Source organism: Blastococcus sp. SYSU DS0973, from assembly GCF_054051055.1.
In genome coordinates this window covers 138,311-158,584 of sequence record NZ_JBJHAN010000008.1, presented here as the reverse complement: position 1 = coordinate 158,584, position 20,274 = coordinate 138,311, and the positions used below count along the sequence as shown (strand labels likewise).

Sequence of the window (20,274 nt, the reverse complement as noted above, 5' to 3'; positions counted from 1 at the left end):
CCGGTCACGCCGGGCGCGGTCCGGCTCCGGTCGGCTCGCGCCGCATCGGCACGTGCGGAATGCCGTCCTCGACGTAGCCCGGTCCGCTGAGGCGGAAGCCGAAGCGCTCGTACCAGTGCTGCAGGTGCGCCTGGGCGCCGAGGACGAGCGGCCCGCCGCCGTAGCTCGCCAGCGCCTCCGTCATCAACCGCGCGGCCAGCCCGCGGCCGCGGGCGTCGGCCGCGGTGGCCACCCGGCCGATGGCGCGCGTCGCGCCGTCGGCGAGCACCCGGATCGTCGCCAGCACGGCGCCGTCGGCGGCCTCCAGCCACAGGTGCTCGGTCGCCGGCTCCACGTCCCGGCCGTCGAGCTCCGGATAGGGGCACTCCTGCTCGACCACGAAGACGTCGACGCGCAGCCGGCACAGCCCGTAGACCTCGAAGGGGGTGAGGTCGGCAAACCGGGCGCGGCGGAGCAGCGGCTCGGAACGGGTCGGCCCGGGGGAAGTCATGCCGCAGTTGTAGCCGAGGGGTGATCACCGTCCGGCGCCCGGGAGTCGACCGGGCGAACGACCGGCTGCGGCAGGGGAGTACGCCGCTTCGGCGGGGTAGGGACCGGGGCATGTCGATGTCGAGCCCCCTGGAACCGAACCTCGGCCGTCCGGACGACGGCATCCCCACGGCCGATCCAGGCGCGGGGGCACCGGCGCCCGCCGACGGGTTCGGCGTCGGGGGCGAGGAGCCCGACCGCGCCGCGGAGACCGACCGCCCGCCGGCCGATGCCGGCGGTGCGCACGCCGACCCGCCGGACGACCCGCCCTTCCGCACGCCGGACCCGCACGACGTCGGCCCGGCGACGGAGGACTGACCGCGGTCAGTTGCCCGGCGCGGCCGTGGCCTCGCCGACGAGCGCCGTGCGCCGGGAGAGGCGGAGAACCGGCGGTCCCCGGGCGGCGCGGTCAGGAGCCGTGGCGCAGGGCTGCCCGCTCGCGGGCCCTGGCCGCCTCGACCTCCCGGTCGCGCGGGGGCGCGGTGGTCACCAGCGACTCGAGGAGGCGGGCCGAGGCGGCGGCGATCTCCGCGACGGCGCGGTCGAAGGCCTCGGTGTTGGCCCGGGACGGCTTCACCGTTCCGCTGATCTTCCGCACGTACTGCAGCGCGGCGGCCCGGATCTCGTCGCTGGCCGCGGGCGGCTCGAAGTTCGCCAGCGGGCGGATGTTGCGGCACATGCCGGCAGGGTAGGAGCCGGCGGCCCGGTTCGGACGGCGTCGCGGATCGCGCGGTCGAAGGCGGGGAGCGGGAGGCGACGAGGTGACGGTGCTGGTCGTGGACGTCGCCAACGTGGTCGGCTCCCGGCCCGACGGGTGGTGGCGCGACCGCGCCGGGGCGGCGAGCCGGCTGCTGGCACGCCTGACCGCCCTGCCCGAGGCCGACACGACCGGCCCGGACGGCGGGCCGCTGGCCTGCACCGGGGTGATCGCCGTCGTCGAGGGAGCGGCCCGGGACATTCCGGCGCCCGGTGCCGTGACGGTCGTGCGGGCCGGCGGCAGCGGCGACGACGCCCTCGCCGAGACGGTCACCGGCCTGGCCGGCGGCGGGGTCGGTGTCCTCGTCGTCACCGCCGACCGGGGACTGCGCGCCCGGCTGCCCGACGGCGTCGGCGTCGCCGGGCCCGGCTGGCTGCTGGCGGAGCTCGACCGCATGACCGCCGGGGGGCACGGGTAGTCCGGTCGTCGACAACCGGCGTCCCCGACACCGGCCGTAGCTCCAGGCGAGGAGTCCCCGTGCCGATCCCCGACTCCGACGGGTCCCCGCTCACCGCGCTGATCACCGGCGCGTCCAGCGGCATCGGCCGGGCGACGGCGGTGCAGCTGGCCGGCCGGGGCGCCCGGCTGGCGCTCGTCGCCCGCGGGCGGGAGTCGCTGGAGGCAGCCGCCGACGAGGTGCGCGCGGCCGGCGCCGCAGCGGTCACCGTCTGCCCGGCCGACGTCCTGGACGAGGACGCCTTCGCCGCGGTCGTCTCCGCCGCGGTCGCCGAGTTCGGCCGGCTCGACGTCGTCGTGCACTCCGCCCAGGTCATGGCCTACGGCCGGATGGAGGAGGTGCCCAAGGAGGTCTACGAACGGGTCGTCGACACCGCGCTGCACGGCACCGCCACGGTGGCCCGCCACGTCCTGCCCGTGTTCCGGCGCCAAGGCGGTGGGCACCTCGTCGTCGTCAACTCCCTGCTCGGCAACGTGACCACACCGCTCATGGGTCCCTACGCCGTCGCCAAGTGGGGCCAGCTGGCGCTGGCCCGGGTGCTGCAGCAGGAGACCCGGGACGAGCCGGGGATCTCCGTCTCGATCGTCCAACCCGGCGGGGTGAACACGCCCATCTACTACCAGGGCGCGTCGTGGGCCGGCAGCACCGGCCGGCCCCCGCCGCCGGTGTACTCGCCGCAGCGGGTGGCCCGCCGGATCCTCTCGACCCTCGACCGGCCGCGCCGGGTCGTGCAGGCCGGGGTGCTCAACCACGTCGTCACGGCCGGCTTCCGGCTGCTGCCCGGTGTCTACGACGTGCTGGTCGAGCCGCTGCTGCAGCGGCTCGCGCTCTCCGGCGACCGGGTGGAGCCCACCGAGGGCAACGTGTTCCGGTCCCGGCCGGCCGGCAACGCCACCGAGGGGCGCTGGCGCGGCATCTGAACCGGGCGTGTGAACAGCGTGTTCCGTCCCCTCGCAGGACATTGCCCGGAGGCCGGCGCACGGGCCAGGCTGTGCCCACCCGACCACGCGGGGGCCCACCGGGAGGCCGAGACATGACCGCTGAACCACGAGTACGACCAGCCCGCCCCGCGACCCGGCACGGGGTCGAGGCCGAGGCCGTGGAGTCCGGCTACCACCAGAAGCGGCAGCTGCGCACCGGGACCGCCGGCTGGGTGCTGCTGGCCGGGCTCGGGGTCGCCGCCGTCATCTCCGGTGACTACGCGGGCTGGAACTTCGGCCTGGCCGAGGGCGGCTTCGGCGGGCTGCTGATCGCCGTCGTCCTCATGGCGGTCATGTACTCGGCCATGGTGTTCGGGCTCGCCGAGCTGGGCTCGGCGTTGCCGACCGCTGGTGGCGGGTACACCTTCGCCCGCCGGGCGCTGGGCCCCTGGGGCGGGTACGCGACCGGTGTCGCGGTGCTCATCGAGTACGCCATCGCGCCGGCCGCCATCGCCACGTTCATCGGCGCCTACGTCGAGTCGCTCGGGCTGTTCGGCATCACCGACGGCTGGTGGGTGTACCTGGCCGCCTACGCCCTGTTCGTGGGCATCCACCTGCTGGGCGTGGGAGAGGCGCTCAAGGTCATGCTGGCGATCGCCGCGGTCGCCGTGGCCGGCCTGGTGCTCTACCTGGTGGGGGCGGTCGGTGCCTTCGACTCGGCCAACCTGCTCGACATCGCGCCCACCGGCGCCGTCGGCGCCTCCGAGTTCCTGCCGTTCGGCCTGATGGGCGTCTGGGCGGCCTTCCCGTTCGCGATCTGGTTCTTCCTGGCGGTGGAGTGCGTGCCGCTGGCGGCCGAGGAGGCCCGCGACCCGGCCCGCTCCATGCCGCGCGGCATCGTTGCGGCCATGGGCCTGCTGCTGGTCCTCGCGGTGCTGATGCTGGTCGTCACCGCCGGAGCCGGCGGTGCGGAGACCATGTCGGCCAGCGGCAACCCGCCGGTGGAGGCGCTCGAGGTGGCCGGGGCCTCCAGCACGCTGGCCACGGTGATCAACTACGCCGGGCTGGTCGGGCTGGTCGCCAGCTTCTTCTCGATCATCTACGCCTACTCGCGGCAGACCTTCGCGCTGTCCCGGGCGGGCTACCTGCCGCGGGCGCTGTCGGTGACCAACTCCCGCAAGGCCCCGATGCTGGCCCTGCTCGTGCCCGGCGCCATCGGCTTCGCGCTCTCGCTCACCGGGCAGGGCGCGATGCTGCTCAACATGGCCGTCTTCGGCGCGACGGTCTCCTACGTGCTGATGATGGTCAGCCACATCGTGCTGCGCCGCCGGGAGCCGGAGCTGCCCCGCCCGTACCGGACGCCGGGCGGCACCAGCACCACCGGCGTCGCGCTGGTGCTGGCCGCGGCCGCGGTCGTCGCCACTTTCCTGGTCGACCCGGTCGCCGCGCTGTGGACGCTGGCCGCCTACGCCGTCTTCCTCGGCTACTTCGCCCTCTACAGCCGCCACCACCTGGTGGCCTCGGCTCCCGAGGAGGAGTTCGAGCTGCTGGCCGCAGCCGAGGAGGAGGTGCGATGACCGTCCGCCGGACGACGCTGGGCGGGCACACCCACGAGTTCCCCTCCCTGTCGGACCTGCTCGCCAAGGCCACGCCGGCCCGCTCCGGAGACGTACTGGCCCGGTGCGCGGCGGAGTCCGCGGCGCAGCGGGTCGCCGCCCAGTCCGTGCTCGCCGACCTGCCGCTGAGCACCTTCCTCGAGGACCAGGTGGTCGGCTACGAGGAGGACGACGTCACCCGGCTGATCCTCGACACCCACGATCCGGTCGCGTTCGCCCCGGTGGCCGGCCTGACGGTGGGGGAGTTCCGCGACCGTCTGCTGGGCTGGGCCGCGGCGGGCGACGAGGCGACGATCGGCGCCCTGGCCCGCGGGCTGACCCCGGAGATGGTGGCGGCGACCTCGAAGCTCATGCGCAACGCCGACCTGATCGCCGTCGGCCGCCGGGCGCGGGTGGTGACCGGCCTGCGCAGCACCATCGGCCTGCCCGGGCGGCTGGCCTCGCGGCTGCAACCCAACCACCCGACCGACGATCCGGTGGGTGTGACGGCGTCGATCGTCGACGGGCTGCTGCAGGGGTCCGGGGACGCGGTGATCGGGATCAACCCCGCGACCGACTCACCGGCGCGGACGATCGACCTGATCGAGCTCGTGGACGCGGTGATCCAGCGGTACGGGATCCCGACCCAGTCGTGCGTGCTGGCCCACGTGACGACGACCCTGCGGGCACTGGAGAAGGGCGCGCCGGTGGACCTGGTCTTCCAGTCCGTCGCCGGCACGCAGGCGGCCAACCGCGGGTTCGGCGTCACCCTCGACCTGCTCGCCGAGGCGCGGGAGGGAGCGCTCGCGCTGGGCCGCGGAACGGTGGGGCGCAACGTCATGTACTTCGAGACCGGGCAGGGGTCGGCGCTGTCGGCCGACGCGCACATCGGCGTCGACGGGCGGCCGGTCGACCAGCAGACGCTGGAGGCGCGGGCCTACGCGGTGGCCCGGCACTTCGACCCGCTGCTGGTGAACACCGTGGTCGGGTTCATCGGGCCGGAGTACCTCTACGACGGCAAGCAGGTGATCCGGGCCGGGCTGGAGGACCACTTCTGCGGCAAGCTGCTCGGTCTGCCCATGGGGGTCGACGTCTGCTACACCAACCACGCCGAGGTCGACGGCGACGACACCGACACCCTCACCCTGCTGCTCGGCGCGGCCGGCTGCTCGTTCGTCATCGCCGTCCCCGGGGCCGACGACGTGATGCTGCACTACCAGTCGCTGTCGTTCTCCGACGTGCTCACCGCCCGCCAGGTGCTGGGCCTGCGGCCGGCCCCGGAGTTCGAGGCGTGGCTGGCCCGGATGGAGCTGCTCGACGACGACGGCCGGGTGCGGTCGCTGACCGCGGACGCCCCGGCGGCGAAGGCGCTGCTCGCGGCGGCCTCCCGGTGACCGGCGACCTCGACCGCCCGGCCCCGGGCACGGACCCCTGGGCGGTGCTGCGGGCGGCGACCCGGGCACGGGTGGCTCTCGGCCGGGCGGGAGACGGGTTGCCGACCGCGCGGGAGCTGGAATTCCGACGGGCGCACGCGGTGGCGCGCGACGCGGTGCACACGGCCCTCGACCCCGGCATCGTGCGCGCGGCCCTCGACGGGCTGCCGGTGCTCGAGGTCCACTCGGCGGCCGCCGACCGGGCCCAGTACCTGCAGCGGCCCGACCTCGGCCGGCGGCTGGCACCGGGCTGGTCGCTGCCGCGCCCGGAGGCCGACGTCGCCATCGTGCTGGCCGACGGCCTCTCGCCGCGGGCGGTGCACGAGCACGGGGCGGCCCTGACGACGGCGCTGCTGGACCGGCTGGCCGACTGGTCGGTGGCCCCGGTGGTCCTCGCCGCGCAGGCGCGGGTGGCGCTCGGCGACGAGATCGGCGCGGCGCTCGGCGCACGGGTGGTGCTCGTGGTGATCGGCGAACGGCCGGGGCTCTCCTCGGCGGACTCGCTCGGCGTCTACCTCACCTGGGACCCGCGACCGGGCCGGGTGGACTCCGAGCGCAACTGCGTCTCCAACGTCCGGCCCCCGCACGGGCTGGGTTACGCGCAGGCCGCCGATCTCGTGGCGCGGCTGCTGGAGGCGGCGCGGGCGCTCGGCGCCTCGGGCGTGGCGCTCAAGGACGAGGGCCCCGCGCTGCCGTCCGGCGCCGGCTGAGCGGCGGGCCGACCCCGGCCGGCACCGGGCAGGTGCCGCGCCGGCCGGGGGAGGACACGGAGGGTCAGCCGGCGGAGATGCCCGCGGCCACCTCGCTCGGGCGCTGCTGCTCGCCCGCGTAGGAGCTGATCGCGACCAGCGTGCCGGTCAGGGCGGGGATGACCCACTGCAGGGTGTCCAGCCGCTGCTGGGCGGCGGCGACCTCGGCCCGCGCCACCTTGGTCCGCTTGCTCGGCCGGGTGCCCGACTTCGACGGCACGGAGCCCGCGGCCGAGACCCGCTGGCCGAGGACCCGGCTGTAGGCCGTCGCGCCGAGGGCGGCCGCGGTCACCAGCGTCTTGAGGGTCGACATCCCGCCGACGCCCTGCTGCGCCGCGACCCGCTGCTTGTTGGCGCGCAGCTGACCGATGCTGCCGATCAGGTGGACGCCGATCGCGGCGGCGTTGACCGGCGTCCAGCGGTCCCAGCCGGCGTTGGCGACCCGGCCGGTGGCGGAGTCGGACCCGGCCTCGCCGGCGGCGGCGTTCAGGGCGACCGCGTTGGCCAGCGTGCCTCCGAACCAGGCGGACAGGCCGAGGTCGTGCAGTGAACGGGACAGGGTGTTGCGAGCCATGGGTTCTCCTCAGGAGGCGGTGGTCCGACCTCCCTACCCCGGGCCTGCGGGGTCATGCCGGTCGTGCGCGACGCGCCGTCGTCAGCGGTCCCGCAGCAGGCGGGCCAGCCGGTGCCGCCGGCCGGCGGTGAGCTCGGCGGGCGTGGCGGGCACGACCGGCTCCGGATCCGGCTGCGGCGGCTGCGCTGCCGCCGCGTGCCCCTCGTGCCGCCGGGCGCGGACGTCGTCGGGGGAGTGCGCCCGGCGCCGCCGCTCGTCGCGCAGCCAGCCGGCGCCGCCCGCCGCGACTCCGGCGAGACCGGCTGCGCCGAGCAGCTGCCAGGGGCGCATCTCCGTACCGTAGCGCCGTGCCGTGGCCGGCCCTGGACGATCTGCCGCCGCTGCTACGGCGGGCAGGGACGACCGGCCGCGGCACTCCTCAGGTGGTCGCGCGGGCGGCCGGCTCCCCGAGGTGCAGGACCGTGTCGCCGGGGCGCTCGAGCTCCTCGTGGGTGACGCAGACGACCACCCGTCCGGCCAGGCCGACACGCAGGTCGCGCACCAGCGCGGCGGCGGTCGGGGCGTCGAGGTGGGCGGTCGGCTCGTCGAGCAGGACGACGTCCCGGTCGGCCAGCAGCGCCCGTGCGGCGGCGAGCCGCCGTCGCTCGCCGCCGGACAGCGCCGTGCCACCGGCGCCGACGGGGGTGTCCAGCCCGTCGGGCAGCGTGGCGAGCAGCCCCGCGAGCCCGGTCGCGGTCAGGGCTGCGCGCATGCGCGCCTCCCCGGCCGGGCCGGCGAGCTCGCCCCGCGGGGCGGCCATCGCCAGGTTGGCCCGGATGGAGGAGGCGAACACGTGCGCCTCCTGCGGCAGCCAGGCCATGCGGGCGCGCAGGTCGTCGCCGGTCAGCCGGTCGGTGAGGACGCCGTCGACGGTGCAGCGCCCGCCGCGGGGCCGCAGCGCGGCCATGAGCACCGCCAGGAACGTGGACTTGCCCGTGCCCGAGGGCCCGCGCACGACCAGCCAGCCGTCGCCGGCCCGGGCCTGCGCGTCCACCCCGCGCAGCACGTCGGGACCGCCGGGCCAGCCGGCGGTGAGCCCCTCGGTGCGCAGCGCGGAGATGCCGGCCGGTGCGGGCAGCGGCTCGGCGGGGTCGGCGGCGACCGGGGCGGTGAGCACGGCGTCGAGGCGGGCCCGCGCGTCGGCGAGCGCACCCCGCCGCTGCAGGGCGGCGACGAGCCCGGTCAGCGGCTCTCCCAGGGCCAGCGGCGCCAGCGCGACGACGGCGAGCACCGGGCCGGCGAGGTCGCCGGCGGCGGCCGCGGCGGTGCCGAGCACGGCGGCGAGCCCGGCGCCCAGGACGACCAGGCCGTCGCCCAGGGCGGCGGCACGGTCGCGGGTGCCGGCGGTGGCGGCCTGCCGGGCGGCGAGCGCGGCGAGATGGGCGGCGGCCCGGCCGGCCAGGGCGTGCGCCCGCAGGTCGGGCAGCCCCTCGAGGGTGGTGCTGGTCTCCCGGAGCGCCGCGATCCGCAGCGTGCTCTCCGCTCGGGCCGCCCCGGCGTCCACTCCGCGGTGCGCGAGGAGGACGGCGCCGACGGTGAGGGCCAGCACCGTGGCCACCACGCCGGCGGCTGCGGGATCGAGGAGCGCGAGCACCGCGACGGTGGCCGTGGGCACGGTGGCGGCCACCAGCAGCGGCGGGCGCACCCGGACGGTGAGGTCCTGCACCACGCCCACGTCGCCGACGATCCGGGCCAGCGCCGAGCCCGGCGTCCGGTCGGCGGCCACGCCCTGCGCGGCCAGTGCCCGCCAGACCCGCACCCGCAGCGCGGCGGCCTGCCGCAGCGCGGCGTCGTGCGCGGTCATGCGCTCCAGCCAGCGCAGCAGCGCCCGGCCCAGGCCGAAGAAGCGCACGCCCACGATGGCGACCATCAGGGTGAGCACCGGCGGCATCTCCGCCGCGCGCACGATGAGCCAGCCCGAGACCGCGGTGAGGGCGACCCCCGCGGCCGACGACAGCGACCCGGCGGCCACGGCCCGGCGCAGCGCACGCCGGATCGCACGGTCGTCGTCCGCCGGCCGCTCGCTGGTCGCGCTTCGTGCACGGACGGTTGCCTCCGGAGCACCGGACACCGCCGTCCGTGCACGAACGGCTGCCTCCGGGGCGGCCGGGTGCGGGGCGGGGAGGTCGATGGTGCGGTCGGCGAGCTCCGCGAGGACCGGGTCGTGGGTGACCAGCAGGACGGTGACCGTGCCCCGCAAGGTCGCCAGGACCCCGGCGACCAGCCCGCGCGCGTCGTCGTCCAGGTGCGCGGTGGGCTCGTCGAGCAGCAGCAGGCGGGCGCCGCGCCGCACCCGGACCAACGCCCGGGCGAGCGCCACCCGCTGCAGCTCCCCGGGCGACAGCGACTCCGGGGCCCGCCCGGCGACACCTGCGGCCTCGACCCGGTCCAGCGCCTCGATGACGACGGCCTCGGCGGTGATCTCGTCGAGGCCGGGCTCCGGAGCCGCGTGCCGGCGCAGCTCGTCGGCGACGGTGGCCCCGGTCGTGCGCGGGAACTGTGGCACGACCGCGACGGCACCCACCCCGGTCACCGAGCCGCCGACGACGGCTGCCGGGTCGGTCAGGCCCGCGAGCGCCGCCAGCAGCGTCGACTTGCCCGAGCCGCTGGGGCCACGCAGCACGACCAGCTCCCCGGGGCGGACGACGAGGTCGGTCGGCGGCAGCGCGGCGGTGGAGCGTCCCGGGTAGGAGACGGTCAGCCCGGTGACGGCGACGTCGGCGCCACGCGGGTCGTCGTCGTCCGGGGCCGTGGCCGGCGGGGAGCCGGGGGGCGCGGCGAGCACGGCCCGCGCCTCGGCGGCGGCGAGCGCGGCGTCCTCGGACGCGTGGTGGGCCGCGCCGAGGGCGCGCAGCGGGGCGAACGCCTCCGGGGCGAGCAGCAGCGCGGTCAGCCCGAGGCCCAGGGCGAGGTGCCCCTCGATCAGCCGCAGGCCCACGGTGACCGCCACCAGGGCGACCGACAGGGTGGCGATGAGCTCGAGCACCAACGCCGAGAGGAAGGCGATCCGCAGGGTGGCCAGCGTGCGGGCGCGGTGTGCCTCGCCGAGCGCGGCCAGCGCCGCGGTCTGCTCGGCGGCCCGGCCGAGCCCGACGAGCACGGGCAGGCCCCGCACCAGCTCGGCGACGTGCGCGGCGATGCGGTCCAGCGCCCGCGCGGAGTCCGCCGTCGCCGACTGCGTGTGCCGGCCGACCAGCACCATGAACAGCGGCACCAGCGGCAGAGTGACGCCGAGCAGCACCGCCGAGAGCAGGTCGGTCCAGGCCAGCACCAGCAACAGGGCCGGCGGGACGACGAGCGTCTGCGCGAGCGCCGGGAGGTAGGTGGCCAGCGCCGGCCCGAGGTCGTGCAGCCGGGTGGTGGCGAGCACGGCGGCCGGGGCGGGGCCGCCGGCCGCGGTCACGGCGGCGGGGGAGGACGCGAGCCGGTCGAGCAGGTCACGGCGGAGCCGGTCCTCGGCCCGGCGGGCGTCGCGGGCCGCGAGGGCCCCGCCGGTGCTGCCCGCCCCGGCGCGCAGCGCCACGCCCGCCGCGGCGAGCACCAGCGGGACCGTCGCCGCGCCGTCGGCCAGCCCGCTCGCGCGGGCCACCGCGGAGGCCAGTCCGCCGGCCAGCAGCACCAGCCCGGCGGTCTGGACCAGCGCGGCCAGGGCTGCACGCACCAGGGCGCCGGTCAGCCCCGGCACTCCGGCGAGCGCGCCCAGCGGACCCCGCCCGGGCTCGGCAGACATCGTCGTCCCCCTGTCCGTCAGACCGTGGCCGGAGCGCTGTCGCTGGGCTCCTCGTGCACCGGCTCGGCGGTCAGCCGCTTGCGGAACACCCAGTAGGTCCACGCCTGGTAGCCCAGCACCACCGGCAGGCCCACCGCGGCGGCCCAGGTCATCACCGTGAGGGTGTAGTCGCTGACCGAGGCGTCGGCGATGGTCAGGTCGAAGGCGCGGTCGACCGTCGAGGGGACGACGACCGGATAGGCCGCGCCGAAGACGGTGGCGGCCGCGGCCACGAGCATCGCACCCCAGGCGGCGAAGGCCTGGCCCTCGCGACCGAGCCGGATCCGCACCCAGGCGACGAGCACGGCCAGCGCCGCGACCGCCCACAGCACACCGGTGACCGGAGTGCCGTAGCGCAGGTGGACCAGGCCGGCCCACGCCAGCAGGGGCAACGCCGCGACCGGCGCCCAGCGGGCGGCGAAGGCCCGTGCCCGGTCCCGCACGTCGCCGTCGACCTTGAGCGCCAGGAACAGCGCCCCGTGGACGAGGGCGAACGCCAGCACCGCCACGGCCCCGAGGAGGGCCGGCCAGCCCACTCCGGCGAACGCGCCGCCGACCCGGTTGCCGTCGCCGTCGATGGGCAGCCCCAGCGTGGTGGCCCCGAGGGCGGCGCCGATACCGAGGGCGGCGATCAGCGACCCGGCGGTGATCACGTGCGTCCAGGTGGTGTCCCACTGGGCGGTGTGGTGCGAGTGCCGCCACTCGAAGGCGACGGCCCGGATTATCAGTCCGAAGAGCACCAGCACGAACGGCAGGTAGAGGGCCGGCAGCCAGGAGGCGTACCAGCCGGGGAAGGCGGCGAACACCGCGCCGGCGGCGGTGATCAGCCACACCTCGTTGCCGTCCCACAGCGGGCCGATGCTGCGCAGCATCAGGTGCCGGTCGCACGCGCGCCGGCCCAGCACGGGCAGCAGGGCGGCGACGCCGAAGTCGAAGCCCTCGAGGAGCAGGAAGCCGGTCCAGAGGACGGCGACGGCGGCGAACCAGACGGTCTGCAGGTCCATGGCTTCTCCGGATCTCAGTAGGCGAAGGAGAGGACGTCGTCGTCGCTGCGACGGGGGACGTCGGCGCCACCGGAACCGCCCTCGGCGGTCTCGCCGGGGACGGGGGCTGGCTGGGCGGGGGTGTGATCGCCGGTGGTGACCCCCCGGCGGACGAAGCGGCCGATCAGCCACAGCTCCACCACGGCGAGCGCGCCGTAGACCAGCGTCAGCCCGATGAGCGAGGTCCAGACCTCGGCGGCGGTGACGCCGGGGGAGACCCCCTGGGCGGTGAAGAAGTACACCTGCTCGTCGACCGGGACGTCGGGGTTCGGGTAGACGACGAAGGGCTGGCGGCCCATCTCGGTGAAGATCCAGCCGGTCGCGTTGGCGACGAACGGGGCGGCGACCGCCAGCAGCGAGCCGTGCACGCCGATCCGCGAGGTCGGCGTCCGGCCGCGGCGGGTGGCCCACAGCGCGTAGCCCGCGACGCCGGCCGACACCGCGCCCATGCCGATCATCAACCGGAAGCTCCAGTAGGTGACCGAGAGCACCGGGGTGTAGTCGATCGGCTCACCGGCCTTGTTCCCGAACGACGGGTCGTCGGGGTAGGTGGCGCCGTAGACCTCGGAGTAGGCCTCCTGCAGGTCGTTCACCCCGGGGACGGCGGTGGAGAAGTCGCCGTGGGCCAGGTAGGAGAGCAGGTAGGGCACGGTGATCGAGTGCACGTCGTCGCACTCGTTGGAGCCGAGCTTGCCCCAGGCGAAGATCGAGAAGGAGGCCGGCGCCTCGGTCTCGCAGAGCGCCTCCGCCGAGCTCATCTTCAGCGGCTGCTGCTCGTACATCAGCTTGCCCTGCCAGTCGCCGGTGAGGCCGACGAGGACGAACGCGGCCAGCGACACCCAGCCGCCGAGCCGCACCGACCGGCGCCAGACCCGCGAGTCGACGTCCTCGGGACGCCCCTCCAGGTGCCGCTTCCGCAGGTGCCACAGCCCGATGCCGACCAGCAGGGCGCCGGCGACCATGAGCGCGGCGACGATGGCGTGGCTGAACGCGGCGAGCGCGGTGTTGTTGGTCAGCACAGCGAGGAAGTCCACCTGGAGCGGCCGGCCCGTGGCGTCGTCGGTGACGACGCCGACCGGGTGCTGCATCCACGAGTTCGCGGCGATGATGAAGTACGCGCTGACGACGGAGCCGATGACAGCGGCCCAGAGCGCGGCCAGGTGGACCTTCTTGGGGATCCGGCCCCAGCCGAAGATCCACAGTCCGAGGAACGTGGACTCCAGGAAGAAGGCCAGCAGGGCCTCCAGCGCCAGCAGCGAGCCGAAGACGTCACCGACGAAGCGGGAGTACTCGCTCCAGGCCAGCCCGAACTGGAGCTCCTGCACCAGGCCGGTGGCCACGCCGAGCACGAAGTTGATCAGGTAGATGCGGCCCCAGAAGCGGGTCATGCGCAGCCACTCGGGCTTGTCCGTCCGCACCCACATCGTGTGCATGACCGCGACCAGGACCCCCAGGCCGATGGTCAGCGGCACCATCAGGAAGTGGTAGACGGTGGTGATCCCGAACTGCCACCGCGCGATGTCCAGCACGTCCACGGAGCCTGCTCCTTCGTCCTCGGCGGCGACCGTCGTACGATCGACACATTCTTTCTACGCCTAGTAGAAGATGAGTTCTACAAGGCGTAGAAGAGTGTCGTGTGATCCGTGGAACAGGAGGGCCGATGGCGTCGCTGGGAGACCTGGAGCGCGCGGTCATGGAGCGGCTGTGGGCCGCCGACGGCCCGGTCGCCGCGACCCGGCTGCGCAACGAACTGGCCGACCGCGGGCTCGCGCTGACCACCGTGCACACCGTGCTGACCCGGCTGGAGCAGAAGGGGTTCGTCGTCCACGACGAGGGCCGGCCCCGCCGGTTCTCCCCGCGGTCCAGCCGCGAGGAGCACGCCGCCCAGGTGATGCGCGAGGTGCTCGGTCAGGCCGCCGACCGCCAGGCGGTGCTCGCGCGGTTCGTCGGGGGCGTCGACGCCGACGAGGCGCGCATCCTCCGGGAACTGCTCGCGGGAGCCGGCCCGGACGACGCCGCGCGCGGCTGACCCACCGGTGCTCCCCGCCACCGCCGTCACCCTCGCCGTGCTGGCCGCGCTGCTCGCGTGGCCGGTGCCGGCGCTCCTCGCCCGCTCCCGCTGGCCGGGGCGGGACCCGCTGGTGGCGCTGCTCTGCTGGCAGGCGATCGGGTTGGCCGGCGGGCTGTCGATCATCGGCGCCCTGCTGGTGCACGGCCTGGCGCCGTGGGGCCACTCGCTCCCGGAGGCGGCGTGGTCGCTCCTGGCCGGCCACTCCGCCGACGGGCCGGTGCGCGGCGACCACTGGGTCACCCTCACCCTCGCCGTGGTGCTGGCCTCGGAGCTGGTCGGCGTCCTGCTGCTGTCCTGGATCCGGATCACCCGCACCCGCCGGCGGCACCGGGAGCTGCTCGAGCTGGTGGTGCAGCCGGCGCCGCAGCCAGACGCCCGGCTGCTCGAGCACCCGGCGCCGGTGGCCTTCTGCATCCCGGGTGCCCGGCCACTGCTGGTGCTCTCCTCCGGGATGGTCGCCGAGCTGGACGACGAGCAGCTCGCCGCCGTCGTCGCGCACGAGCGGGCGCACCTGGGGGAGCGCCACCACCTGCTGCTCCTGCCCTTCGTCGCCTGGAAGGCCGCGCTGCCCGTGCTGCCGGCGGCCGAGCGCGCGTACGGCGCGGTCCGCGAGCTGGTCGAGATGCGCGCCGACGACGTCGCGCTGGCCTCGCTGCACGGGGCCGACCCGAGGCGCACCCTGGCCGAGGCGATCGTCGCCGCGGCCGGTGGTCCGGGCGCCGGGGGAGTGCCCGCCGGCGCGCTCGCGGTCTCCGGTGCCGGGGTCCGGGCGCGCGTCGTGCGGCTGCTGGAGCCCGCCGACCCGCTGCCACCGGCCGCCCGCGGGGCTGCACTCGCTGCCGCGGTCCTGCTGCTCCTGCTGCCGACCGCCCTGCTGCTGGTGCCCGCGGTGGGTTGAGCAACGCCCTGATGCGAGTTCCGCTCCCCACCGGGCCGGTCGGGCCGGATCCGGGCAGGGTGGGCGCAGAGCACCGCACGATCCGCTCGCGTCGACCTCCAGGAGTTCCGGATGGCCTCGTTCACGTTCAGCCAGCTCAGCCCCACGGCGTACCTCGAGAGGTCGGCGCGGGTGTTCCCCGATCGCACCGCGATCATCGACGGGGACCGTCGCTTCACCTACCGCGAGTTCGCCGGACGGTCCCGCCGGCTGGCCGGCGGGCTGGCCGCGCGCGGCATCGCGCCCGGCGACCGGGTGGCGGCCCTCTGCGCCAACAGCGCCACGATGCTGGAGCTGCACAACGGCATCCCGTGGGCCGGCGCGGTGATCGTGCCGCTGAACACCCGGCTCTCCTCCGCGGAGCTCGGGTACGTGCTGGAGCACTCCGGGGCATCGCTCCTGGTCGCCGACCCGCAGTTCGCCGCGACCGCGACCGAGGTGGCCGCGGCGGCCGGCGTCCCGCTGGTGCTGGCCGGGGACCCGGACAGCGAGTACGAGCAGCTGCTGGCCGGCGGTGAGGCGCTGGCGCTGCCCTGCGCGGACGAGACCGGGTTGCTCGCCCTGAACTACACGTCCGGCACGACGGGACGGCCGAAGGGGGTGATGTACGCGCACCGCGGGGCCTACCTGCAGGCCCTGGCCATGGCCATGCACACCGGACTGCGGTCCACCAGCCAGTACCTCTGGACGCTGCCGATGTTCCACTGCAACGGCTGGTGCTTCCCGTGGGCCGTCTCGGCCGCCGGCGCCACCCACGTCTGCCTGCCCCGTGTGGAGCCGTCCCGCATCTGGCGGCTGCTGCGCACCGAGGGCATCACCCACTTCAGCGCGGCGCCCACCGTGCTGACGATGATCCTCAACGCCGACGAGGCGGCCGAGGGGCCGGTGGACCCCCGGGTGGAGGTGCAGACCGGCGGAGCGCCCCCCACGCCGACCCTGCTGGCACGCATGTCGGCGCTGAACATGAACGTGACCCACTTGTACGGGCTGACCGAGACCTACGGTCCGCTGGCGCTGAACGAGTGGCATCCGGAGTGGGACGACCTGGGCGCCGACCAGCAGGCCGAGCTCAAGGCCCGGCAGGGTGTGGGGAACGTGGTCGCCGATCCGCTGCGGGTCGTGGACGACAGCGGTGCCGACGTGCCGCGGGACGCGACGACGGTCGGCGAGATCGTCGCCCGCGGCAACGACGTGATGCTCGGCTACTACCGCGACGACGAGGCCACCGCCGCGGTCACGCTCGCCGACGCGGACGGGGAGCGGGGGTGGTTCCGCACCGGTGACCTCGCGGTCGTCCACCCGGACGGCTACGTGGAGATCCGGGATCGCAGCAAGGACATCATCATCTCCGGGGGCGAGAACATCTCCTCGGTGGAGATCGAGCGCGCCCTGGACGCCCACCCCGCCGTCGTCGAGTCCGCCGTGGTCGCCGAGCCGCACGAGAAGTGGGGCGAGGTGCCGGTGGCGTACGTGACGCTGCGCGCGGGCGGTGAGGTCAGCGACCAGGAGCTGGCCGAGTTCGTCCGGTCCCGGCTGGCCGCTTTCAAGACGCCCAAGCGCTTCGTCCGCGGAGACCTGCCGAAGACCTCCACCGGCAAGGTGCAGAAGAACCTGCTGCGCGAGCAGCACGGCTGACCCCGCCGGCGGACGAGCACCCGCTCCTGGCAGTCAGCAGCCACGTGGGCGAGGCGCTGCTGCTAACGGCGCAGTGACCCGACGGCAGACCAGCCGGCGAGTGCGGACGCCGCGGCCAGCCCACCGCTGATCAGCGCCGCCCGGCGATAGCGGGCGAGCCCCAGCACCGGCAGCATGCTGGCCGCGTGCAGGCCGTCGACGGCTGCCGCCAGCCGGACGGCGGACGCGGTGGGGGCCGCGAGCACGAGCGCGTGCTGGGCGACCAGCCGGGCACCGAGGACGCGCGCGAGCCACAGGCGTTCCCGCGGGAACGTCGGCGCGGCCGCGGCGGCGGCGACCTCCGGGCGGGTCAGCAGCAGGAGTCCCGCGGCGAGTCCGGCCGCCGAGAGAAGCCGGGCCACGCACGGCCTGCCGTTGTCGAGCTCAGTACTCACCGTGACGCCTCCGGAGGACCACCGTGCATCTGGGAACGGTCGGTGTCTGCTTACCAGGGGACGCAGAGACCGACCGTCGGGAGCGAAGTGGTCAGCCCCGGGCGGACGCCTCGAGCGGCGCTGGATCGGACGGCACCGCCGTGGTCGCGTCCCGGTTCTCCGGGAGCGGGGCGAATCCGCGCAGCCGCAGGCTGTTGGAGACGACGAACACCGAGCTGAACGCCATCGCCGCGCCCGCGATCATCGGGTTGAGCAGCCCGGCGGCGGCCAGGGGCAGCGCGGCCACGTTGTAGGCGAAGGCCCAGAACAGGTTGCCCTTGATGGTGCCCAGCGTCCGGCGGGACAGCCGGATCGCGTCGGCGGCCACCCGGAGGTCGCCGCGCACCAGGGTGAGGTCGCTGGCCTGGATCGCGACGTCGGTGCCGGTGCCCATCGCCAGCCCGAGGTCGGCCTGGGCGAGCGCCGGCGCGTCGTTCACGCCGTCGCCGACCATGGCCACCGTCCGGCCCTCGTCCTGCAGGCGCCGGACGACGTCGACCTTGTCCTGGGGGAGCACCTCGGCGATGACCTCGTCGATGCCCACCTGTGCCGCGACGGCCCGGGCGGCCTGCTCGTTGTCGCCGGTCAGCAGGATCGGGGTGAGCCCGAGGGCACGCAGCTGGGCGACCGCGAGGGCGGAGGTGTCCTTGACCGCGTCGGCGACCACGAGCACCCCGCGGGCCGCGCCGTCCCAGCCGACCGCGATCGCGGTGCGACCCGCGCCCTCGGCCTCGGTGACGGCCCGGTCCAGGTCGGCGGGCAGCGGCATGGCCCAGTCGGCCAGCAGCCGTCGCCGGCCGACGACCACGGCGGAGCCCTCGACCACGCCCTGGACCCCGAGGCCCTCGACATTGGCGAAGTCGCCCACGGCGGGCAGGGCGCCGGTGCGCTCGGTCGCGCCCCGGGCCACGGCCTGCGCGATCGGGTGCTCCGACGCCGACTCCAGCGCACCGGCCAGCCGCAGCACCGCGTCGGCGTCCTCGCCTTCGGCGGGGATGACGTCGAGCAGCGTCATGCGGCCGGTCGTGACGGTTCCGGTCTTGTCCAGGACGACGGTGTCCACCCGGCGGGTGGACTCCAGCACCTCGGGCCCCTTGATGAGGATGCCGAGCTGCGCGCCTCGGCCGGTGCCGACCATGAGCGCCGTCGGCGTGGCCAGGCCCAGCGCGCAGGGGCAGGCGATGATCAGCACCGCGACCGCCGCGGTGAACGCGGCCGGCAGCCCCGCGCCGGCCCCGATCCAGAAGCCGAGCGTGGCCACGGTGAGGGCCAGGACGACGGGCACGAAGACGCCGGAGATCCGGTCGGCGAGCCGCTGCACCTCCGCCTTGCCGTTCTGGGCCTCCTCGACCAGCCGGGCCATCTGGGCCAGCTGGGTCTCGCTCCCGACCCGGGTGGCGCGGACGACCAGCCGGCCGCCGGCGTTGACGGTGCCTCCCGTGACGACGTCCCCGGGCCGCACCTCCACGGGCACGGACTCGCCGGTCAGCATGGAGGCGTCCACCGCCGAGGTGCCCTCGGTCACCTCGCCGTCCGCGGCGATCTTCTCCCCGGGCCGGACGACGAAGAGGTCCCCGGCGGCCAGCTCGGCGACGGGGATCCGCCGCTCCGTGCCACCGCGCAGGACCGTGACGTCCTTGGCGCCGAGCTCGAGCAGTGCGCGCAGCGCCGCGCCCGCCCGCCGCTTGGAGCGGGCCTCGAACCAGCGGCCGGCGAGGATGAACGTCGTCACCCCGGCCGCAGCCTCGAGGTAGATGTTCGCGCTGCCGTCGGTGCGGGCGATGGTGAGCTCGAACGGGTGCGTCATGCCGGGGACCCCCGCGGTGCCCCAGAACAGCGCGTACAGCGACCAGCCGAAGGCGGCCAGCGTGCCGAGGGAGACCAGCGTGTCCATCGTCGCCGCGCCGTGCCGCAGGTTCGTCCAGGCGGCCCGGTGGAACGGCAGGCCGCCCCACACGACGACCGGCGCGGCCAGGGTCAGCGACAGCCACTGCCAGTACTCGAACTGCAGCGCCGGCACCATGGCCAGCGTGATCACCGGCACGCTGAGCAGGGTCGAGACGATCAGCCGGGTCCGCAGCGCGCGCACCGGTGCATCGGCCGGGTCCGCCTCGGCCTCCTCGGCGAGCTCCGGCCGCGGGGGCTCGGGCAGGCGGGCGCTGTAGCCGGTCCGCTCCACCGTGGCGATCAGGTCGTCGGTGCTGACGCCGTCGGCGTAGCTCACCTTCGCCTTCTCGGTGGCGTAGTTGACCGTGGCGGTGACGCCCTCGAGCTTGTTCAGCTTCTTCTCGACGCGGGCGGCGCACGACGCGCAGGTCATGCCGCCGATGAGCAGCTCGACGTCGCTGGTGGCGGTGCCGGAGGCGGTGGTCATGAGGAGTGCTCCTGGAAGTGCTCGGCGGTCACCGTGAACGCGGCCGTGTGCACGGCGTCGCCGTGCCGGAAGTCCAGAAAAAGTCGGTAGGTGCCCGCCGACGGGGCGGTGGTGACGAACGGGACGTGCGGCCCCGCGGCGGCCTGGGTGCCGTCCTGCTCGGCGGGGTGCACGTGGAGGTAGGCGAGGTCGCCGTCGCGCAGCGCCACCAGGTGCCCGTAGGCGCCGAGGTAGGGCTGCAGGTCGGTGACGGGGACGCCGTCGCGACTCACGCTCAGCGTCAGCTCCGACTCCTCGCCCGGGGTCAGCCCGCCGGTCAGGACGACGGTGTAGCCGTCCACCTGGGCGACGGCCGACGGTTCGGGCAGCGGCTCGGGGTCGTGCGCGCCGGGGACCGCGAGGTCCACGCCGAGGACGCGGTTCTCGCCGTCGGCCGCGGCGGTGAAGTCGGCGAACAGCCGCCAGCTTCCCGGTTCCAGCGCCAGCGGGGCGCGCCAGATGCCGTCGTCCCCGAGATCGGGGTGCACGTGCTGGTAGCCGCGCAGGTCGCGGCGGACCGCGATCAGGTGCAGGTCGACGTCGTGGTCGGTCTCGTACGCGGTCACCGGGGAGCCGTCGGCTCCCTGGACGGTGAACGCGACCGGGGTGGCGGATCCGGCCGGAACGGTGTCGTCGGCCAGGGCGAGGGTGTAGCCGTCCTCGGTCACCTGGAGCCCGCCGGGCCGGTCCGCCGGTGCGGGGGCGGCGGCGTCGTGGCCGCCGCTCCCGTGGCCGGCGTCGGCCGGGGCGTGCTCGGTCCCGCGGTTCTCTGCCGGGCCGACGGGGCCGACCGCGGATCCCACGCCGACCGCGGCGCCGAAGACGGCGATCAGGCCGACGGCGAACGCGGCGATCTTCGTGGGAGTGTTCATGGCGCCGGC

The 20,274-nt window shown here is 75.6% G+C and carries 19 protein-coding genes; 9 read left to right on the top strand and 10 right to left on the bottom strand.

Translation table 11 applies throughout. From position 1 onward, the window contains the following. Positions 1-4 precede the first annotated feature (4 nt). The gene (locus ACI791_RS14550; RefSeq protein ID WP_456586684.1) at positions 5-490 is read right to left on the bottom strand and encodes a GNAT family N-acetyltransferase; all 486 of its coding nucleotides are present in this window, start codon (positions 488-490) and stop codon (positions 5-7) included. Between the two features lie 110 nt (positions 491-600). Between ACI791_RS14550 and ACI791_RS14545 the strand changes: the two genes are divergently transcribed. Beyond that, on the top strand, positions 601-846 hold the full coding sequence (locus tag ACI791_RS14545) for a hypothetical protein (protein ID WP_456586683.1): 246 nt from the start codon (positions 601-603) through the stop codon (positions 844-846). A 91-nt stretch (positions 847-937) separates the two neighbouring features. On the opposite strand, the gene ACI791_RS14540 is transcribed toward ACI791_RS14545, so the two are convergent. Next, positions 938-1,207 carry a DUF2277 domain-containing protein gene (locus tag ACI791_RS14540; RefSeq protein ID WP_456586682.1) on the bottom strand — a complete coding sequence of 90 codons (270 nt, stop codon included), beginning with the start codon at positions 1,205-1,207 and terminating at the stop codon, positions 938-940. Positions 1,208-1,289: 82 nt separating this feature from the next. Here ACI791_RS14540 and ACI791_RS14535 point away from each other — a divergent pair, with 82 nt between their 5' ends. The 5 genes from ACI791_RS14535 to eutC all read left to right on the top strand — a co-directional run bounded on the left by ACI791_RS14535 (position 1,290) and on the right by eutC (position 6,400). Further along, the gene (locus ACI791_RS14535; RefSeq protein WP_456586681.1) at positions 1,290-1,703 is read left to right on the top strand and encodes a hypothetical protein; all 414 of its coding nucleotides are present in this window, start codon (positions 1,290-1,292) and stop codon (positions 1,701-1,703) included. Positions 1,704-1,762: 59 nt separating this feature from the next. Next, entirely contained in the window at positions 1,763-2,662 is a 900-nt protein-coding gene (locus ACI791_RS14530; RefSeq protein WP_456586680.1) for an SDR family NAD(P)-dependent oxidoreductase, read from the top strand. Positions 2,663-2,775: 113 nt separating this feature from the next. Continuing rightward, complete coding sequence (gene eat / locus ACI791_RS14525; protein ID WP_456586679.1) at positions 2,776-4,239, top strand: ethanolamine permease; 1,464 nt, start codon at positions 2,776-2,778, stop codon at positions 4,237-4,239. Beyond that, positions 4,236-5,651, top strand: coding sequence for an ethanolamine ammonia-lyase subunit EutB (locus ACI791_RS14520; RefSeq protein WP_456586678.1), 1,416 nt, complete (start codon positions 4,236-4,238; stop codon positions 5,649-5,651). The genes eat and ACI791_RS14520 overlap by 4 nt, the downstream gene beginning before the upstream one ends. Continuing rightward, a complete protein-coding gene (eutC, locus tag ACI791_RS14515) occupies positions 5,648-6,400 on the top strand; it encodes an ethanolamine ammonia-lyase subunit EutC (RefSeq protein ID WP_456586677.1) in 753 nt (250 codons plus the stop codon). The genes ACI791_RS14520 and eutC overlap by 4 nt, the downstream gene beginning before the upstream one ends. Before the next feature lie 64 nt (positions 6,401-6,464). On the opposite strand, the gene ACI791_RS14510 is transcribed toward eutC, so the two are convergent. The 5 genes from ACI791_RS14510 to ACI791_RS14490 form a co-directional block, all read right to left on the bottom strand. Next, positions 6,465-7,013 carry a hypothetical protein gene (locus tag ACI791_RS14510; RefSeq protein ID WP_456586676.1) on the bottom strand — a complete coding sequence of 183 codons (549 nt, stop codon included), beginning with the start codon at positions 7,011-7,013 and terminating at the stop codon, positions 6,465-6,467. 81 nt (positions 7,014-7,094) lie between these two features. After that, positions 7,095-7,343 carry a hypothetical protein gene (locus ACI791_RS14505; protein ID WP_456586675.1) on the bottom strand — a complete coding sequence of 83 codons (249 nt, stop codon included), beginning with the start codon at positions 7,341-7,343 and terminating at the stop codon, positions 7,095-7,097. A gap of 88 nt (positions 7,344-7,431) precedes the next feature. After that, entirely contained in the window at positions 7,432-10,782 is a 3,351-nt protein-coding gene (cydC, locus tag ACI791_RS14500) for a thiol reductant ABC exporter subunit CydC (protein WP_456586674.1), read from the bottom strand. A 17-nt stretch (positions 10,783-10,799) separates the two neighbouring features. Then, on the bottom strand, positions 10,800-11,825 hold the full coding sequence (gene cydB / locus ACI791_RS14495) for a cytochrome d ubiquinol oxidase subunit II (protein ID WP_456586673.1): 1,026 nt from the start codon (positions 11,823-11,825) through the stop codon (positions 10,800-10,802). Positions 11,826-11,839: 14 nt separating this feature from the next. Next, the gene (locus tag ACI791_RS14490) at positions 11,840-13,399 is read right to left on the bottom strand and encodes a cytochrome ubiquinol oxidase subunit I (protein WP_456586672.1); all 1,560 of its coding nucleotides are present in this window, start codon (positions 13,397-13,399) and stop codon (positions 11,840-11,842) included. Positions 13,400-13,524: 125 nt separating this feature from the next. On the opposite strand from ACI791_RS14490, the gene ACI791_RS14485 reads away from it, so the two are divergent. From ACI791_RS14485 to ACI791_RS14475, 3 genes are all read left to right on the top strand, one after another. Next, complete coding sequence (locus ACI791_RS14485) at positions 13,525-13,893, top strand: BlaI/MecI/CopY family transcriptional regulator (RefSeq protein ID WP_456586671.1); 369 nt, start codon at positions 13,525-13,527, stop codon at positions 13,891-13,893. A gap of 7 nt (positions 13,894-13,900) precedes the next feature. Then, positions 13,901-14,833: a M56 family metallopeptidase gene (locus ACI791_RS14480; RefSeq protein WP_456586670.1), complete on the top strand. Its 933-nt coding sequence runs from the start codon at positions 13,901-13,903 to the stop codon at positions 14,831-14,833. Between the two features lie 111 nt (positions 14,834-14,944). Then, the gene (locus ACI791_RS14475; protein WP_456586669.1) at positions 14,945-16,507 is read left to right on the top strand and encodes an acyl--CoA ligase family protein; all 1,563 of its coding nucleotides are present in this window, start codon (positions 14,945-14,947) and stop codon (positions 16,505-16,507) included. A 62-nt stretch (positions 16,508-16,569) separates the two neighbouring features. On the opposite strand, the gene ACI791_RS14470 is transcribed toward ACI791_RS14475, so the two are convergent. The 3 genes from ACI791_RS14470 to ACI791_RS14460 all read right to left on the bottom strand — a co-directional run bounded on the left by ACI791_RS14470 (position 16,570) and on the right by ACI791_RS14460 (position 20,265). After that, positions 16,570-16,941, bottom strand: a complete 372-nt coding sequence (locus tag ACI791_RS14470) for a hypothetical protein (protein WP_456586668.1) — start codon at positions 16,939-16,941, stop codon at positions 16,570-16,572. 91 nt (positions 16,942-17,032) lie between these two features. Continuing rightward, a complete protein-coding gene (locus ACI791_RS14465; protein ID WP_456586667.1) occupies positions 17,033-19,354 on the bottom strand; it encodes a heavy metal translocating P-type ATPase in 2,322 nt (773 codons plus the stop codon). Next, positions 19,351-20,265 (bottom strand): hypothetical protein, encoded by a 915-nt coding sequence (locus ACI791_RS14460; RefSeq protein WP_456586666.1) that lies wholly within the window; start codon positions 20,263-20,265, stop codon positions 19,351-19,353. The genes ACI791_RS14465 and ACI791_RS14460 overlap by 4 nt, the downstream gene beginning before the upstream one ends. Between the last annotated feature and the right edge of the window lie 9 nt (positions 20,266-20,274).